This window comes from Candidatus Paceibacterota bacterium, from assembly GCA_030583765.1.
Classification (GTDB): Bacteria; Patescibacteriota; Minisyncoccia; order 2-02-FULL-40-12; family GWA2-44-9.
In genome coordinates this window covers 250,161-265,149 of sequence record CP129474.1, presented here as the reverse complement: position 1 = coordinate 265,149, position 14,989 = coordinate 250,161, and the positions used below count along the sequence as shown (strand labels likewise).

The window sequence follows — 14,989 nt, the reverse complement described above, 5'->3', positions numbered from 1 at the left end:
GTCATGACTGCATCGAATCGGGTGACGAAAGCCGCCGAGGAGGCGCTCATGGTCTCTGTGAGTGCATTTCTTGATGGCGTCAATGCAGTATTGGCAGAGGCGCCAGCTCTTGTGTTTGGCGAAACAACGGGTGTCCACCACCATCCCAGCGGACTTTACTTTTCACTCAAGGACCCCGAAGACGGGAGCCTCTTAGACTGCTACATGAATCCCTATGCCGCGCGCATGATGGCGTCAACGCTAGAAGACGGCATGCGGGTAAAGGTTGCAGGCAACGCAAGCATCTATAAGCCAAAAGGACGCTTCTCATTGCGCGTTGAATATCTTGAGCCGCTTGGGGAAGGGTCGCTCCAGCGCGCGTACCTATTGCTGAAGGAGCAATTGGAGCGCGAGGGCTTATTTGCTCGCAAGCGACCACTTCCACAGCGTATTTCGCGGATCGGCATCATCACGTCTCGTACGGGGGCAGTTATTGATGATTTTCGGAAGAATCTTCCACAGCGCGGTATGTCGCTATCTCTCTACAGCGTCCGCGTTGAGGGAGCTCGCGCTCCGGAAGAGATTATTCATGCATGTGCATGGATGCAGGACCATGCCGATGACTTTGATGTTATCGCCGTGATGCGTGGCGGTGGTAGCCTCGAAGATCTCCAAGCGTTTAATACCGAAGGCGTCGTGCGCGCTATTCACAGCCTCTCCATACCTGTTATTTGTGCGATTGGGCATGACCGCGACGTTCCGCTGGCGTGTCTAGCCGCTGATGTTGCCACCTCAACTCCTACCGCAGCTGCAATGGCGGTTGCGCAATCGTGGGAGCCGTTTGTTGTTTCTGTAGAACGTCTGCGGGAGCAGTTGATACGGGCAACTGATACCGCCTTACATCGTGCTCGAGCGCTGGTCGACGCGGCCCCGCTCTTGGCGCACGTGAGAACTGCACTGGCTCGCTCACATGATCGCGTTGCTTCACTTGCGCTGTTGCTTGAGAGCGCTGATCCTCAGCGCGTGCTGGAGCGTGGCTATAGTGTCGTGACGCGGGTGCCTCATGGTGTTGTCCGCACGACGCGTGATGTTGCGCCTGGCGACAAGGTACGCATTCGCATGCGCGATGGTTCGCGCGATGCCAAGATTGAATCTTGAGCACGGTCACGGTACACTACGCACTACCTATGTCGCCATCATCAAAAAAGAAGCAATCTGCAGACAAAGACTCTCTCGCAACGTCGCTTGCGACACTGGAAGAGATTGTCCAGTGGTTTAGCGCCCAAGACACAGTGGACTTGGAGGAGGCTCTGAAAAAAACGCGCCAAGGCGCGGAGCTTATCTCGAGCATCCGCGGGCGCATTACTGATATCGAGAACGAATTTCGAGATCTTGAAAAGGAGATGCAAAGGCCACTCTAGCGATCTTTGCCTGCGATGAGATTCTGTACTGCGCGGACGAGCTGAGAGTCATTCCAGTGGAGTGCCAGCTCTTTCTCCCATCCCTTTGTGCGGATGTCTATCATTGGATCCACGCCACGACCCTCAATAGGCTCATTGTCTTCGCGCAGCGTGAGGCTGTGTACGAGGAAGAGTGAATATGTCTCCGTCTCAGAGAACTGATTTTTTAGTGGCATCACCTGTTCAATGGTGCCCCAGCCCTTTGTGGGGACTCCCACCAAGACGCCAACATTATATTTTTTTAGCGTTGCGGCCATCACTTCTCCTGAAGATTGCGTGTTGCTATCGATGAGTACAACGACGCGTTTGTACTGTACAAGGCTTTCAAGCCACCCGGTACGCGTGCGAAATGGCATAGGTTCTCCTTGGTGGAAGAAATCGTATGCATATTGTCCCGCGCCGATAAATGGGCCGAGGAAGTATTGGAGAGTGTCGACGGCACCGCCAATGTTGCCGCGCAGGTCAATAATGAGCGAGCTGAGCCTTTTATTTTTTGAGAGCGCTGCCATTTCTGTTTTAAATTCTTCAAACGAAAGCGGAGACACTTGCGTTATGCGGACGAGGCCTACAGTATCTGCTACTGCCTTGGCGGTTACCGTTGGCTCAACGCCATGTTCATCATAGCGTGCGCGGCGATTTTCGTCTTGAAGAGCCGTGAAGGCCCGCTCGAGCTCTACTTTTGCCTCTTGTGTCTCTGGTGTCGCGGGTTGCGCGGCAAGCTGCGCTTGCTTGGCTTCATATGCCTTTGCGACCTCTGCTGTAGATGCAGATTTGTCTACGCCGAGTGAGGTGTACAGGTTTGCTCCCGTATCTTTATTGAGGACGGTATCACGCAGTTTCTGCTCTTCTTTTTTGCTATACAGGCGACTTCGTCCGAACGGTTTCAGATTGGCGAGCATAATGTCGCCGAGCGTCGCAGTGAATTCGTTCTGTTTTTCGGCGGGGATCGAGGCGAGTGCTTCGGTAAACAGCTTTTCTGCACCTGCGCGGTCGGGGGTCGCAAGCGCCCAGTCTTTTTCAGTGAGTTTTTCGATGCCTTTCTCCATGAGCTCTGCGAGGGCTTGGGGCTCGAGTTTTTCCCAATGTGAGGAGAGGATGGTGTCGAACACCTCAAGAATGAACGCGGTTCGCGGCTCTTGCAGAGTGGCGGCAGCTGAATCGTTTATTTCCGCCCGCTGTGATAGATAGACGCCACCAGCAATACTCAAGGCGGCGACTGCGATGAGGGTAATGCGAACGGGGGAGCGCACGAGGCTTATGAGTGTGGGGCGAATCATCTCTCGAGTATACGCAACACTCCCCAGAAGCCCCTAGGGATAAGTATATTGAGTCTATTCTATTTTTGTGGTATAATAGGATTTCAGGAGGTGGGGGCATGGAGAAGGTTGTGCGCGGTGCTCGCTATGCGGTGGCGGGCGCTTTGTTCCTGTTGCCACTCATCGGCGTGCCTTTGGCTCTGCTGGTGGTCTCTGGCGAAGCGCGTCAGCTCGTGAACCGCTATCGTGGTGGCCGTCGCCATCAGGCAGAGGAGAGGAGGAGCTAGCCGTGGCCGAGAAAAACTACAGCGGGGCTCGGGCCGCAATCGAGAAGGTGGCGCAGCGGTTCAGACTGGGCCCGCTCGCGTGCGCCTGTGTGATGACCGAGGAAGCTCGGTACCATCTGCGTAAGGCGCTGGAAGAAAACGGGTTCGTCGAACTCGGTTTCCAGATGTACGACGGGCAGTGCATCTCCGTTGAGATGGCACTGCTCCAGATCGAGATCGCCGAGTCAGAGGCGGTTGCGGCGCCGTAAGGCGCAAAGACGTTCTTTCCGAGGCCGTGTGCATGAAGCACGCGGCCTTTTTCTATCAACAGAAGCCCCTATGTCTTATAGGCAATTCGCTGGTATACTTGCTCTATATGCAAGAACAGAATTCACTACAAACATTGTTTTCAGAGTTTTCAGCAAGCGATAAGGGCGCTTTTTATCTTTCCTTGTCGGTACTCGTCGCGGCCTTTGCCGTGAACGCGGTTTGGCTTGAAGGACAAGAGCTCGCCACGGACTATGACGAAGCATATACAGCAAACGTCATGGCCATGGTTCGCGCTAAGGCACTTTCCCGCGCACGTGAAGCAGAGTTACAAAATCTTGATCTCGGTGATCTCGATGCTGAGATGAGTAGCCTAGAGTCTGCTGAAAAAGAATTGCAGTAAGCGTTATGAAGCTGAAACATCTTTTCTCATCACCGCAGGTTCTGCTGGTCTTGCTGTTTGTAGTGAGTCTTGCTGGCATGTACTGGTACATGCAGGTGCCTCGTGGTGTTTCTATCCAGCGTGAGGATCGCAACAGGATCGTGTATGAAATGATGGATGGATCGAATGAAGAAATGTACGCGCGTCACTGCCTAAACCGTGGCGGGAAGTTTAATCCGTGCGGCTCACTCTGCGCTCCCGGCGCTGAAGTGTGCGCTGCAGTTTGCGCCCCCGTCTGCGAGCTTTCAAAGTAGGTGTGATCTGTATAAAAAGAATGGCCCCGCGCACACTGTGCACGGGGCCGTTGGGTTTTTAGGGAGAGACGCGGAGTGCCTTGAGGGCGCGGAGGAGTCCCCGCAACCCCTCTACCGAAGCTGAAAGGCGCACGAGGCTGCGCACCGACAGGCGTGATTTGTGGTGGAAGTCCAGGACAGTCTTCCTCCCCACGAGAGTGATCTCGCAGATGAGCTCATCTGCAACGATCGCTCGGACGGCGTTGCCGCGACGCAACTCCTTGCAGATACGCTTGGCGTCCTGTCTGTGGTACAAGAGGTGCGCCTGGGGGTCTGGCGCAGTGAGTCGTGATGCGATTTCAGCAACGATGGCTCGCAGCCTGCTGCGCGACGTAACCTCTAGCAGCACAATCTCCAGGATGTGGATGAAGTCATCAAGAAAGTGTCCGTACGGCACCTCTACAGTTTCTGGGCGGATGCCGTCGCAGAGACGAAGCACTGCGACACGACGCCGCAGATGAGGAGTGACCCCGATCTTTTGGAGTCCCGACCCTAACTTAATCACCTGTTCCACGCACACTCCTTTCAAAAGAACGAAATATAATTATACACTATTTTATCAACAAGTCAATTGCTGTGTCATGTGGCCGTGCTACTCTAGGGGCATGATTTCGTATGATATTTTTGCACAGACAGAATTAAAGGTAGGGACGGTGAAAAGTGCGGAGCGCGTCGAGGGTTCAGAGAAGCTTGTAAAACTCTCTGTTGACTTAGGAGAGCGATCTGAGGCGGGGGAGGTGGTGTATCGTCAAATCCTTGCGGGGATCGGAAAGCGTTACGCACCCGAGACGCTTGTTGGCGTGCAAATTGTGGTCGTCGCGAACCTTGAGCCGCGTGCTCTCATGGGCATAGAAAGCCAGGGCATGCTTCTTGCCGCGAGCGATGCAGAAGGTCCTGTTATTCTCACCCCACTTACGCCCGTGCCCGCAGGGAGTGGTGTTAAATAGCACGCTATGAAGACCGCGCTTCGCAAAACGCTTTCTCAAAAAGAGCGCGCTCGTCGTGTGTGGCGCGTGCTTTCCAAGCTTTTTCCAAAGGCGGGCATGATATTGCGCTACAGCAACCCGTGGGAACTGGTCGTTGCGGTGCAACTTTCTGCGCAGTGCACGGACAAAAAGGTAAACGAGGTGACGGAGAAACTCTTTCGCGAGTACCGGACGCTCGACGATTACTGTAATGCATCGCCGCGTGCGTTTGAAAAAGCCATCTTCTCTACGGGGTTCTATAAACAGAAGGCGAAAAATATCCTCGCAGCGGCACGCATGGTGCGCGATGTGTTCGGAGGTGTTGTGCCAAACACCATGGAAGACATCCTGAAGCTGCCCGGTGTTGCGCGGAAGACCGCCAATGTCGTGCTCGGGAATGCATATGGCGTTGTTGAGGGCATCGCCGTTGACACGCACGTAAAGCGCCTTGCGCGTCGGTGGGGACTTACACAGCAGAGCGACCCCGTGCGCATTGAGCGCGATCTCATGGAACTCTTCCCTCGCGCCAGATGGTTCGATCTGACATATAAAATTATTGATTATGGAAGAGCGTATTGCCAAGCGAAAAAGCACAAGCACAGTGCGTGCCCTCTTGCGGATCTCGGATAGCAAAACGCGCGCATTTCGCCGTACTATATGGTCATTTTGGCGCAAGAATCGTCGAGATTTTCCGTGGCGCACTACGCGAGACCCATATGCTATCTTGGTTTCCGAAGTGATGCTGCAGCAAACGCAAACTGATCGCGTTGTCCCAAAGTTCGGGGCATTTTTAAAAACATTTCCAACGGTACGCGCTCTTGCGCGGGCATCTCTCGGAGACGTGCTAAAGGCGTGGCAAGGGCTTGGATATAATCGTCGTGCGCGCATGCTGCATGCGTGTGCGAGAGAGCTTGTGGAGCGTCACGCTGGTGTTGTTCCCGAAGACCCAGAAATTCTCACGCAGTTATCAGGCGTTGGTCCTTATACGGCACGGGCGGTGTGTGTTTTTGCGTTTCAGCAGGCGCATCCAATGATCGAGACGAATATTCGTCGCGTGTATATGCACCATTTTTTCTCTGGGCGCATGGGGGTTCCTGACCGTGAGCTGTTGCCGGTGATTGAGCAGACCATGAGCACGCGCCGTCCCCACGAGTGGTTTGCTGCGCTCATGGATTATGGAGCTTTTTTGGCGCGTAGTATCGACAATCCGAATAAGCGGAGCGCAGGCTATGTGATACAAAAACCATTTCGCGGTTCTTTGCGTGAAATGCGCGGGAAAATATTGAGACTCATGACCGAGCGGCGGTCGTTATCGATACAAGCTTTGCACCATGAACTCAACGATCATATGCATATGCACTTTACTCGTGCGCTTTCTGCTCTCCAACAAGAGGGCTTCATAAAACGAATAAAAAATTCTATTGTTCTCACATGAAAGAAATCTCTTTCGTTCACAGAAAAGGTATATGCAGTGGTACAAAAAATTCCGCGAGGATCAGTGATGACGTATGCGGCCAGTTGCGCAGAAGATTGGCAATCCACAAGCGGTACGCGCCGTAGGGAGCGCGCTCAACAAGAATACGAATAAAGAAATCCCGTGCCATCGGGTGATTCGTTCCGACGGCTCGCTTGGAGGCTATAATAAGGGTGCGCGTGCGAAAGAAGCACTTTTTACGCAAAGAAGGAGCAATTACCAAAACAGGACGAGTACGACTGCGCCAAGGATAATGCGATAGTAGGCGAATGGTGCCAGAGATCGTGTGCGTGCGATGTGCTCGAGGATGCGAATAGCGAGAAAAACCTGAAACCCGCCGCTGAGAGAATGCCGAGCATCATGGGTGCGGTAAGGAGGGAGGCGATGCCCACGTCTATAATCTGTGAAATGCCCGCCGCGGCAATGATAGGGATAGAAAGAAGGAATGAGAGCTCTACTGCTTGGGCTCGGGGACATGTTTTTGGCAAGACCAGCAGTAACGGTAATTCCCGAACGAGATGTTCCAGGGATCAGCGCAAGTGCTTGTGCAAAGCCCACAAAGAGCCACGTGCGCATTGTCGGGCGCGTGTGACGGTGTATTGCTACTGCCGCGATCAACCCACCACAGTATGACGCCCCAAAAGATCAGCGAAGCGCCCACAATGAGCGGGGAGCGGAGCGTGTTTTCTATCACGTCTCCGAATGCGAGGCCGGCTACGCCGGCGGGGATAGTGGCGAGTACAATATATTGAGCGAGCTTTTGTTCTTCACGAGAAGACCGCCCACCGTTTTGATGAATGAAAGAATGCGTGTGCGGAATGCCCACACGACCCGCAACAAGAGTGCCAAGGTGTACGGCGGTATCAAATGCAAGACCCTGATCCTCCCAGCCAAGGAAGCGGGGGACGAGGATGAGATGGCCTGATGATGAAATAGGGAGAAATTCGGTGAGCCCTTGTATGGCGCCAAGAATGAGCGCGTGCAATATATCCATGCGCGCTAGTGTAGCACATTGCATAAAAAATCTCCCCACGCTGTTTATGACAACGTGGGGAGTGGTGAGCGCGCCCGTCCCTAGTAGAGAGAGACGCTGCTCCAGAACGAAAACGTGATCGCCGTGCCCTTCTTGATGTGAGGGCCTTTACTGGTGGCGATGCCTACGGCAAGGCCAGCGCCGGCACCTCCGGCGGCGCCGCGTTTTGCGCCACGCTCGCCGTCAGCGACGGCGCCGGCTGCGCCGCCGACAGCTCCGCCGATGATGGCTCCGACGATGCTGCGCTTTTTGGTGTTTTGGCCTTTGGAGCTCGCGCGCGTGGCGATCTGCTCTTCGGCAACGCTGATGGTGCCAGCCTGTACGATGGAGAGCACGGCCTGCATGGTGCCGTCCTCCTCCCAGAGGCGCGATACGCGTCCGCGGCACGGGGAGTTTTTGGGGATGGCGACTGTTCCGTGCGTCGTGCGCACTTCAGTTCGTACGACGCACGAGAAGGAAATTGCGCGCTCGCGCAGAGAGAGGTTGAAGTCTTCGCTGATGGTGATGTCCAGCTCCGTACCTTCTCGGATGAAGTCTGGCTCTCGCGTAGGGGCGGGAGTTGGTGTGGGTGTCGCGCGATACCACGTCGGTAATGTTGTGGTCGGCGCACCATAGGCCTCCTCCTGTCTCTTACGCTCGCGTTCGCGAAGCTCGTGCGCCTGTGCGAGCACTTGCGCGGTGGTCATCGGTTCCGCGGTCGGTTCAGGTGTTGGTGTGGAAGGCGGACTCGGGGTAGCCGTTGGCTCTGGTGTGGCTTCCACGGTTGGCGTTGGTCGAGCAGCTGCTTGTTGGGCGGCTGCTTCAGCCAGTTTTTCCTGGTGTGCCGTGATGCCAGCGAGCAGCTCGGGATCATCTGGGCCGGTGCTGGAGAGCGGCTTGCCGCAGTTGCCGTCCACGCGTCCTTCTCCGTTGTAGAAAAGGCGCACGAGCCCTGTTGTGGGATCTGCGCACCCTTTCCAAACGAGAGGCCGCGGCACGGTCTGACCATCCAGGAGTTCAGAATCGAAGAACTGGATCTTTCCGAGGTCGGCTCGCGTTGCGTATGTGATTCGTTGCATCTCACCCTTGCGGATGTTCGCCGCGGTGCGCGCGGCGTTCGCTCTTGCTCGATCGCGCACGGCTAGAGGAATGTCGCCGACGATCATGTAGGCGGGGCCGAGTAGGGTAAGGAGACACCATAGAACCGCAAGTCTTTTGAAGAAGAACTCGCGAATCCATGTGAACGTCGACTCCTCGCCGAAGAGCACCAAGAGGCACGCGACGACGATGGTGACCACGGTGTACGTAGCGAGCACGCTGGGCTTTTGTGCGAAACCGAAGACCCACGCGAGGGTCGTCGATGTCACGAGAAATACTCCAGCTGTTCCGATGCCGGTGACGATGCGTCCCGCACCCGGAATGTAGGTGAGGACCCATGCGAACAGAAGTGCCGGAGAGATCGCGACGGACCATGCGATGGTCAAGGCGGCTCCGAGAGCAAGCGTGAACAGGAGCAGGCCGCCGCTATCCATCGCAATTCCGATCATGAACAAGATCGGCCACGCGATCGTTCCGGCAAGAAGCGCTCCGAAGAGCGCCAGAAACGCGTTACGCCACGGAACTTCGTGCGCTGGCACGAGGCGAATGGGCGTCATCATGGGTTCTCCTTTAGGGAAGAAGTGGCTTGAAAGCCGCCGAGTTTTCGTTGCGCTGTTTGCGCCAGAGGGCCGCCATGAGATCGGCGATGTCTTGCTGTGTCACGTGCTCGAACCCCTTTTCCTGGCGGATGCGTGCGAAGAGTGCCTCGAGAAGCGACCGTGCATCGTGGTGGCGCATGAGTCTCGCCAAGATCTCCGACGGTGCGTTACTGAACAGCTCATCGAGGAGCTGTGCGAACGGCGACGTCTTGGGGATGCTCGAATACGCGAAGTACAGCATCCCAAGAAGTGCAAACGTTTTTTCGGGCCCCAGAGCTCGCAGGCGCTCACCGAGCTTCGTACTCCCAACGAGGTGATCGTAGAAGGGCTCCGAAAAGGCGTTGATGCCCATGCCGACGGTGCGCGCCGCGCTTCCTGGAGCGCGCTTTTGCACATCTTCGAAAAAGCGACGTGCGAGGTCAATCAAGCGGTCGATACTCACAAGAACCTCCTTAACAGGGTATGAAATTGTTAATGTGCCATACCGCTTTTCGCATTTTGCTGATTTTTTGACGCTAAGTCAATATCGCGCTCTTTGCTTTTGTTGGGTATACTAACTCGGCAATACCTCGTCTCATGTTCTCCATGCGCGCACGCTGCGCGCTGGTGGCCGATAGGCGAGTCATATCTATGGTAAAAATTGGAGAACGAGCGCCGTCGTTTTCACACGTACAGGCGTATCATGCGGGGCAGTTCGTGAAGGTTGGGCTCGAAGATTATCGCGGCCGTTGGGTAGTGCTCTTTTTCTATCCACGTGACTTTACATTCGTATGTCCCACGGAAATTAAAGAATTTTCGCGCCTTGAGAAAGAATTTGAAGAATGCAACGCGGTTATTCTCGGCGCATCAACGGACAGTGAACATTCTCACAAGGCATGGTTTGAGCGCGATCTACCCGAAGTGAAGTATCCTATTCTCGCAGATACGACGCAGATCATCTCACAGGAATACAATGTGCTCGGCTCTGATGGCGCGAGCCAGCGCGGCACTTTCATCATTGATCCAGAGGGTACGCTTCGATGGATGATGGTCTCCGACAACTCGGTTGGCCGTTCGGTAAAAGAGGTACACCGCGCACTACAGGCGCTGCAAACAGGGGAGCTTTGCCCTGTTGAATGGAATCCGGGCGAAAAGACGCTGGGGAAGTAGGCGCGCTCTGGGTATCCTTCTTCCGACTCCCGTCGCAGTCCCAGCGGGACTGCGCGGTCTCACTCGCCCTCGCTCGTGCAAATAAAAAGAGTGGCCTAACCCCACTCTTTTTATTTGCACACCCTGCCCGCTCGGGCTCCGAATGGTCTTCAGAAGGACACCCCATCGCTTTTTGCGTACTACTTCGAATTTTGGTATATTTTACCGTACTTACTATCTCATGGGGATTATCTCAAAAAAGTTTTATTACTTACTCACATTATTATTTGCTTTCGGTATCCCTGCCTTCATTGAGGGGTATCTCTTAATTGATAGGATCAATGTTGTAAATCTAGTAAGTTTTGTATTCGGAATCTTGTTATTGGGAAGTATCTGGGATATTTGGGCAACCCGTCACGGTAGAAAAGATTCAGGCTGGCTGTGGCAATTCAACTTCAACGAAACGTTAGGTATTAAATTTTTAGGACTTCCCATTGAAGAATACATGTTTTATATCTTTGCGAGTCTTTATATTGTATTCACTTGGGAAGCTATCAATCTTGCTCAGCACGGCAATATTTTAATGAGAGTACTTGTGCCAACTTTTGGGGTTTGGACATTGCTTGCTATACTTATCCCAATAATGAAGAAATCTCGTAATGATAAGCTCTCTGAGTGATCCGGAATATAGACATACCGGTCTTCTTGCTATGTGATTGTCCTAACGTTGTTTGCGATCTAGAGTGTGCTAGTATAGCAACATGTCTGATTCAAAAAATCTTCCACGGGATGTATTTTTATACATCTTGTCAACCATTTTGCTTGCGTTCGTTTCGATCCACGTTGGCATGCTCGCATTCCAGCTGGTGAATATTGGTATTCCTGATCCATTTCTGGACGGGGCATGGAGTGGAGAAGTGACTCGTAGCCTGATGCGCTGGGCGATCGCGGTGCTCGTGATCACATTCCCTGCGCTGCTCTGGACGCTTCGCTTCTTGCGCAGAGACGTCGCCGCATTCCCAGAAAAGCGCGACATGCGTGTACGTCGCTGGCTCTTGTATTTCACGCTTTTTGTCGCAGGACTGGTAGCTATTGGCGATCTTGTTACCGTACTCCATGCATATTTGCAGGGTGATCTGTCGTTGCGCTTTCTCTTAAAGGCGCTCTCGGTGCTTCTCATCGCAGGGGTTATTATGTCCGTGTATCGCTCCGAGTTGAATGGCGTGCGCACGAGCGTTCACCGCGCAGTTGAGGCTGGTGCAATGGGTTTTGTAGTGGCGGCGCTTGTTGCCGGTCTTGTTATCGCCGGTACACCACAGTCACAACGTCTCGTCCGCCTCGACGACCGCCGCATAGGCGATCTGAGCGCGATTCAGTGGCAGATTATTCAATATTGGCAGGCAAAAAATGCACTCCCTGCAAATCTTGAAGTGCTCAACAATGAGCTTTCTGGCTTTTTGGTGCCCACTGACCCAGTGACCAAAATGGCATATGAATATCGTGTCACCGGCGCTCGTTCTTTTGAGCTTTGCGCTACGTTTGCAACCGACACAATTGGTAGCCAGCAGTCACTTGCGTATCCGATGGAGAAAAACGAATCATGGGAACATGGTGCAGAGCGGACATGCTTTGAGCGCACTATTGATCCCGACCTCTATCCACCCCTAAAGAACCGCTAACGAATCATGCACACTAAAACATTCTTTATTTTTCTTGTCGTCATTCTTGCTGTCGGTACTGCCGCGTGGCTGTTCTCGCTCAAAAATGATGCGCCACTGGAGCCTATGTCCACTGATACACCAACGGTAAGCGTTGCACCGGGAGCGGATGCGCCGCTCGTCACACCAGAAATCCGTACGCTCGAAGGCGGTTTGCAGGTACAGGATTATGTTGTCGGAAAGGGCGCGGAAGCACAGCCTGGTATGGTAGTGACTGCGCATTACCGCGGGACACTCATGAACGGAACAGAATTCGATAGCTCGTATAATCGTGGACAGCCGTTCTCGTTCACGCTCGGCGCTGGTCAGGTGATTCGTGGCTGGGATCTCGGTATCGCTGGCATGCGCGTAGGAGGGAAGCGTGTACTCGTTATTCCTTCAGCGTTGGGGTATGGTGCGCGGGGAGCGGGGGATGTAATTCCACCGAATGCCGATCTCCGCTTTGAGGTTGAGCTTGTAGGCGTTGCTCCGCAAGCAAAATAGGCAACCTTGATAGATGTATATAACCTGTGGATAACTTTTGTTTCCCCATCCTCTAACGTCGCACAATATTAGAGTCGAAAAGACAGTTTCATAGCCACTCATCACACAAAAACACACGCCACACGAGCACTATCGTGTGGCGTGTGTGCGTTTTTGTACGCTGCGCATTCTTTCGCTCGCTCTTGTGCTTGCGTTGCTGTTTTTTTGCAAACGTGATACGTTCCGGCCCATTACAGAGTGTTTCTTTGTTTCCGTATTACCCATGGCCTCTTCTCCGCTTATTTGTGAGCTTACCGATGCGCTTATCGCTCTTGGAGCGCTCACGCGCGATGCGCGAGCTGCGCGACTACTCCAAGAGCCAAGCCAGAGACTTGCTCAAAGCGTTACTGCTCATGCCCATCATCCTACTCAAGATTCATACTCCTTCTGCGCCCGTGCGGTGCAGGAGATGCTTGAACGCATAGCGCTCTGTGAAGCATCGGGGTTTTGCACGTCTATCGATGCGACTCGTCAGGCTCGTACGGTTCTCTTGCTTCGTGTACGAGCGCTTGAGTTGATTTCACGTGATGCGCAGCCAACAAAACGGGTGGCACCGAAGCGTGCGCGAGTTGAGCGGACGCAGAGCGCGCCAACCCACGCCGTACCCGCATCGCACGAAAGTAACGGGGAGCAAAGATACGGAGATGTGCTCGGTTTTATTCGTACGCATCCCAATGTGGCGCTGAACGAGGTGATCCAAGCATTTCCAGAGCACTCTCGGCGAACCGTTCAGCGAGCCGTACAGTTTTTGGTAAGGGGGCGCGTCGTCAAGCGCATCGTCGATGGAAGGAGCGTCACGTACGCCGCGCGATAGTTCTTGCATGTGGTTGGTCTGATACGGTATGCTCTCTAGGTACGTACGGGGGCTTTTTCCTATCACCTCGTGAATTCGCATCCCTCCTGAATGCACGGTCTAGGTGGTAGGCGAAAGCTCCTGTCTGAAGTATGGGCCGCTACCCCGTTCTCATGGTTGGTGTATCTGGCATTGCCATTGTACTTGGTGGCATGTGGTCGTCGCGCCAAAACGCGGTACCTACTGACGGTACCGCGTTTTTGTTTCAGGAGGCGGTAGGTGACACGTCATCGCCACGCGTGTCACCTACCGTGACACCAACTCCAAGACTCGTGACACCTACGCCACCTTTGGTGACACCATTGGTGTCACCAAAGACAACCGTGACACCTACCGTGACACCAATCAGTACACCTTCGGTGACACCTACGCAAAAAACACAATATATTACGCCAACTATAACGTCATCGCCACGCGTGTCACCTACCGTGACACTAACTCCAAGACTCGTGACACCTACGCCACCATTGGTGACACCAAAGACATCCGTGACACCTACCGTGACACCAATCAGTACACCTTCGGTGACACCTACGCTATCCGTAACACCTGAACCGACGCCATCTCGTGAACGCGTGTTTATCTCTGAAATTGCTTGGGCGGGGACGCGACACTCTGCTTCTGATGAATGGATCGAGCTAGGGAATGATGGCGACTCCCCCGTGTCGCTTGAGGGCTGGCGCCTGAGATCTGATGACGGAAGCCCAGATATTGCACTTTCTGGCACCATTCCTGCCCGTGGAACGTTTCTCATAGAGCGGACCGTTGATGACAACGCCCTACCAGACGTTGTGGCTGATCTCGCAACGAGCTTTGGCCGTGGCGGTATTAAGAATAACGGGGAGCGTATCGTACTTATTGGGCCCGACGGAAGCGAAAAAGACGCCGTAGATTGCTCTTCTGGGTGGTTTGCGGGCAATGCGGCCACGTATGCTTCTATGGAGCGTATTTCGGGCGCTTTAGACGGCTCGCAGGGGTCTTCATGGCGCACGTATTCTGGCCCGGGGCAGGGGCTGGATGGGGGTGGAAATCCAGTGCTGGGAAGCCCAAAAATGAGGTAATATGGGCATATCCACATCTTTTCTGTTGCTTCCCTCTCTGCAAGCTCTATACTGTAGGTATTCGCTCCTGAAAACCGTCGGGGACGAATGTCGGGAAAATGTTGACTTTTCCAGCCTTTTTGCTATCATATAAGGCGGTAAGTCGGCCCGAAGCATAGGGAAGCGCACCCGTGGAATGCGCAACCTCACGCAATGGGAACTATCTACACATAGCAGGAAAAAACGAGCAACCATGCCCATGGTTGCGTTTTGCCGTCTGAACCCTCTCCCCTTACGATGCCACCCCCCTGGTGACACGTAGCGGGAGGGAGTGCAGAAAAGATCGTTGACAACCACGAACGAAAGCAATGGCTAAAGAGATGATAGAGACGAACGGTGCATTCCCCATTTTCCATTGCAACGGTCAGTTCGCATTCATAAAAGGTCTTGGCGTCGAAGATTCGCTCCAGCTGCGTGTTCGGTCGAAAGAACGAGCACAACGCACCTAGCGGAAATTCCCTCCCGCTGGAGGAGGAGCAGAATCAATCAAGGCCTCGCCCTATACAGGGCAATTGTTAGTGTTCGTATTACTACCACTGCTCGCGTATATACTCCAC

The 14,989-nt window shown here is 53.9% G+C and carries 21 protein-coding genes; 16 read left to right on the top strand and 5 right to left on the bottom strand.

Annotated features, from left to right (window positions below):
- The first annotated feature begins 3 nt into the window (after window positions 1-3).
- Entirely contained in the window at window positions 4-1,137 is a 1,134-nt protein-coding gene (xseA, locus tag QY311_01335; protein ID WKZ27387.1) for an exodeoxyribonuclease VII large subunit, read from the top strand.
- 29 nt (window positions 1,138-1,166) lie between these two features.
- The gene (locus QY311_01330; GenBank protein WKZ27386.1) at window positions 1,167-1,400 is read left to right on the top strand and encodes an exodeoxyribonuclease VII small subunit; all 234 of its coding nucleotides are present in this window, start codon (window positions 1,167-1,169) and stop codon (window positions 1,398-1,400) included.
- Here the strand turns inward: QY311_01330 and QY311_01325 are convergent.
- Window positions 1,397-2,716: a S41 family peptidase gene (locus QY311_01325; protein WKZ27385.1), complete on the bottom strand. Its 1,320-nt coding sequence runs from the start codon at window positions 2,714-2,716 to the stop codon at window positions 1,397-1,399. The genes QY311_01330 and QY311_01325 overlap by 4 nt on opposite strands.
- A gap of 98 nt (window positions 2,717-2,814) precedes the next feature.
- Between QY311_01325 and QY311_01320 the strand changes: the two genes are divergently transcribed.
- The 4 genes from QY311_01320 to QY311_01305 all read left to right on the top strand — a co-directional run bounded on the left by QY311_01320 (window position 2,815) and on the right by QY311_01305 (window position 3,924).
- Window positions 2,815-2,982 carry a hypothetical protein gene (locus tag QY311_01320; GenBank protein WKZ27384.1) on the top strand — a complete coding sequence of 56 codons (168 nt, stop codon included), beginning with the start codon at window positions 2,815-2,817 and terminating at the stop codon, window positions 2,980-2,982.
- 2 nt (window positions 2,983-2,984) lie between these two features.
- The gene (locus QY311_01315) at window positions 2,985-3,230 is read left to right on the top strand and encodes a hypothetical protein (protein WKZ27383.1); all 246 of its coding nucleotides are present in this window, start codon (window positions 2,985-2,987) and stop codon (window positions 3,228-3,230) included.
- Between the two features lie 107 nt (window positions 3,231-3,337).
- Window positions 3,338-3,631 (top strand): hypothetical protein, encoded by a 294-nt coding sequence (locus QY311_01310; GenBank protein WKZ27382.1) that lies wholly within the window; start codon window positions 3,338-3,340, stop codon window positions 3,629-3,631.
- 5 nt (window positions 3,632-3,636) lie between these two features.
- Complete coding sequence (locus QY311_01305; GenBank protein ID WKZ27381.1) at window positions 3,637-3,924, top strand: hypothetical protein; 288 nt, start codon at window positions 3,637-3,639, stop codon at window positions 3,922-3,924.
- Between the two features lie 58 nt (window positions 3,925-3,982).
- On the opposite strand, the gene QY311_01300 is transcribed toward QY311_01305, so the two are convergent.
- The gene (locus tag QY311_01300; GenBank protein ID WKZ27380.1) at window positions 3,983-4,477 is read right to left on the bottom strand and encodes a hypothetical protein; all 495 of its coding nucleotides are present in this window, start codon (window positions 4,475-4,477) and stop codon (window positions 3,983-3,985) included.
- Window positions 4,478-4,568: 91 nt separating this feature from the next.
- Between QY311_01300 and QY311_01295 the strand changes: the two genes are divergently transcribed.
- The 4 genes from QY311_01295 to QY311_01280 all read left to right on the top strand — a co-directional run bounded on the left by QY311_01295 (window position 4,569) and on the right by QY311_01280 (window position 6,664).
- Entirely contained in the window at window positions 4,569-4,910 is a 342-nt protein-coding gene (locus QY311_01295; protein WKZ27379.1) for a methionine--tRNA ligase, read from the top strand.
- Window positions 4,911-4,916: 6 nt separating this feature from the next.
- Window positions 4,917-5,558 carry an endonuclease III gene (gene nth, locus QY311_01290; protein WKZ27378.1) on the top strand — a complete coding sequence of 214 codons (642 nt, stop codon included), beginning with the start codon at window positions 4,917-4,919 and terminating at the stop codon, window positions 5,556-5,558.
- Window positions 5,491-6,363: an A/G-specific adenine glycosylase gene (locus QY311_01285; GenBank protein ID WKZ27377.1), complete on the top strand. Its 873-nt coding sequence runs from the start codon at window positions 5,491-5,493 to the stop codon at window positions 6,361-6,363. The genes nth and QY311_01285 overlap by 68 nt, the downstream gene beginning before the upstream one ends.
- A 73-nt stretch (window positions 6,364-6,436) precedes the next feature.
- Complete coding sequence (locus QY311_01280; GenBank protein ID WKZ27376.1) at window positions 6,437-6,664, top strand: MGMT family protein; 228 nt, start codon at window positions 6,437-6,439, stop codon at window positions 6,662-6,664.
- 192 nt (window positions 6,665-6,856) lie between these two features.
- On the opposite strand, the gene QY311_01275 is transcribed toward QY311_01280, so the two are convergent.
- From QY311_01275 to QY311_01265, 3 genes are all read right to left on the bottom strand, one after another.
- Window positions 6,857-7,396, bottom strand: a complete 540-nt coding sequence (locus QY311_01275) for an undecaprenyl-diphosphate phosphatase (protein WKZ27375.1) — start codon at window positions 7,394-7,396, stop codon at window positions 6,857-6,859.
- 80 nt (window positions 7,397-7,476) lie between these two features.
- Complete coding sequence (locus QY311_01270; GenBank protein WKZ27374.1) at window positions 7,477-9,072, bottom strand: hypothetical protein; 1,596 nt, start codon at window positions 9,070-9,072, stop codon at window positions 7,477-7,479.
- 10 nt (window positions 9,073-9,082) lie between these two features.
- The gene (locus QY311_01265; protein ID WKZ27373.1) at window positions 9,083-9,553 is read right to left on the bottom strand and encodes a hypothetical protein; all 471 of its coding nucleotides are present in this window, start codon (window positions 9,551-9,553) and stop codon (window positions 9,083-9,085) included.
- Between the two features lie 188 nt (window positions 9,554-9,741).
- Between QY311_01265 and QY311_01260 the strand changes: the two genes are divergently transcribed.
- The 6 genes from QY311_01260 to QY311_01235 all read left to right on the top strand — a co-directional run bounded on the left by QY311_01260 (window position 9,742) and on the right by QY311_01235 (window position 14,393).
- Window positions 9,742-10,260, top strand: coding sequence for a peroxiredoxin (locus QY311_01260; GenBank protein WKZ27372.1), 519 nt, complete (start codon window positions 9,742-9,744; stop codon window positions 10,258-10,260).
- A gap of 220 nt (window positions 10,261-10,480) precedes the next feature.
- Window positions 10,481-10,918 (top strand): lycopene cyclase domain-containing protein, encoded by a 438-nt coding sequence (locus tag QY311_01255; GenBank protein WKZ27371.1) that lies wholly within the window; start codon window positions 10,481-10,483, stop codon window positions 10,916-10,918.
- Between the two features lie 82 nt (window positions 10,919-11,000).
- Entirely contained in the window at window positions 11,001-11,918 is a 918-nt protein-coding gene (locus QY311_01250; GenBank protein WKZ27370.1) for a DUF5671 domain-containing protein, read from the top strand.
- A 6-nt stretch (window positions 11,919-11,924) separates the two neighbouring features.
- Entirely contained in the window at window positions 11,925-12,440 is a 516-nt protein-coding gene (locus tag QY311_01245; GenBank protein ID WKZ27369.1) for an FKBP-type peptidyl-prolyl cis-trans isomerase, read from the top strand.
- Between the two features lie 262 nt (window positions 12,441-12,702).
- Window positions 12,703-13,293, top strand: a complete 591-nt coding sequence (locus tag QY311_01240; GenBank protein WKZ27368.1) for a hypothetical protein — start codon at window positions 12,703-12,705, stop codon at window positions 13,291-13,293.
- Between the two features lie 131 nt (window positions 13,294-13,424).
- A complete protein-coding gene (locus QY311_01235; protein WKZ27367.1) occupies window positions 13,425-14,393 on the top strand; it encodes a lamin tail domain-containing protein in 969 nt (322 codons plus the stop codon).
- Window positions 14,394-14,989 lie beyond the last annotated feature (596 nt).

Coding starts and splice junctions, on each gene's coding strand:
- nth (WKZ27378.1), top strand. CDS start 4,917: ATGAAGACCGCGCTTCGCAAAACGCTTTCTCAAAAAGAGCGCGCTCGT.
- QY311_01310 (WKZ27382.1), top strand. CDS start 3,338: ATGCAAGAACAGAATTCACTACAAACATTGTTTTCAGAGTTTTCAGCA.
- QY311_01235 (WKZ27367.1), top strand. CDS start 13,425: ATGGGCCGCTACCCCGTTCTCATGGTTGGTGTATCTGGCATTGCCATT.
- QY311_01330 (WKZ27386.1), top strand. CDS start 1,167: ATGTCGCCATCATCAAAAAAGAAGCAATCTGCAGACAAAGACTCTCTC.
- QY311_01255 (WKZ27371.1), top strand. CDS start 10,481: ATGGGGATTATCTCAAAAAAGTTTTATTACTTACTCACATTATTATTT.
- xseA (WKZ27387.1), top strand. CDS start 4: ATGACTGCATCGAATCGGGTGACGAAAGCCGCCGAGGAGGCGCTCATG.
- QY311_01305 (WKZ27381.1), top strand. CDS start 3,637: ATGAAGCTGAAACATCTTTTCTCATCACCGCAGGTTCTGCTGGTCTTG.
- QY311_01280 (WKZ27376.1), top strand. CDS start 6,437: ATGCGGCCAGTTGCGCAGAAGATTGGCAATCCACAAGCGGTACGCGCC.
- QY311_01240 (WKZ27368.1), top strand. CDS start 12,703: ATGGCCTCTTCTCCGCTTATTTGTGAGCTTACCGATGCGCTTATCGCT.
- QY311_01325 (WKZ27385.1), bottom strand. CDS start 2,716: ATGATTCGCCCCACACTCATAAGCCTCGTGCGCTCCCCCGTTCGCATT.
- QY311_01320 (WKZ27384.1), top strand. CDS start 2,815: ATGGAGAAGGTTGTGCGCGGTGCTCGCTATGCGGTGGCGGGCGCTTTG.
- QY311_01275 (WKZ27375.1), bottom strand. CDS start 7,396: ATGGATATATTGCACGCGCTCATTCTTGGCGCCATACAAGGGCTCACC.
- QY311_01260 (WKZ27372.1), top strand. CDS start 9,742: ATGGTAAAAATTGGAGAACGAGCGCCGTCGTTTTCACACGTACAGGCG.
- QY311_01295 (WKZ27379.1), top strand. CDS start 4,569: ATGATTTCGTATGATATTTTTGCACAGACAGAATTAAAGGTAGGGACG.
- QY311_01285 (WKZ27377.1), top strand. CDS start 5,491: ATGGAAGAGCGTATTGCCAAGCGAAAAAGCACAAGCACAGTGCGTGCC.
- QY311_01270 (WKZ27374.1), bottom strand. CDS start 9,072: ATGATGACGCCCATTCGCCTCGTGCCAGCGCACGAAGTTCCGTGGCGT.
- QY311_01250 (WKZ27370.1), top strand. CDS start 11,001: ATGTCTGATTCAAAAAATCTTCCACGGGATGTATTTTTATACATCTTG.
- QY311_01245 (WKZ27369.1), top strand. CDS start 11,925: ATGCACACTAAAACATTCTTTATTTTTCTTGTCGTCATTCTTGCTGTC.